The organism is Halomonas elongata (assembly GCF_029081005.1).
In the GTDB taxonomy this organism is placed as follows: domain Bacteria; phylum Pseudomonadota; class Gammaproteobacteria; order Pseudomonadales; family Halomonadaceae; genus Halomonas; species Halomonas elongata_B.
Window position 1 is genome coordinate 1 of the sequence record NZ_JAJQTQ010000104.1, and the last position, 432, is coordinate 432.

General features: G+C 59.0%; 1 pseudogene. It reads right to left on the reverse strand.

From position 1 onward, the window contains the following. Positions 1 to 268: pseudogene (locus LU493_RS19635) on the reverse strand (transketolase family protein); the annotation flags it as partial. Positions 269 to 432 lie beyond the last annotated feature (164 nt).

The following is a 432-nucleotide window of genomic DNA, read 5'->3' on the forward strand; positions in this document are numbered from 1 at the left end:
TTTGCTCATTGGCCCGCGAGATAAGAAACGGCGCGGCGTTACAGGTCACAGCCACTTTTCCGCCCAGCGCCAGACCGGCGGCGGTGCCGACCATGCTCTGCTCGGCGATGCCGACGTTCACCAGCCGGCCGGGGAACTGTTTAATAAACGGCGCGATTTTGGCCGTTGACGTGGAGTCGGCTACCACCGGCACCAGATCGACGCCGCGCTCCACGGCGGCGATAAAGGCTTCGACCATGACGTTAGCCAGGTGTTCTGCATTACTCATCTTTCAGTTCCTCCAGTGCCAGTGCAATTTCTTCGCCTTTCGGCACCCGGTGGTGCCACTCCGGGCGCCCCTGGATAAAAGAAATACCGGCACCTTTCGTGGTGTTGGCAATAATAACGTTGGGTTTACCTTCCTGCTTCAACCCCTCGATGACCGAGACCACC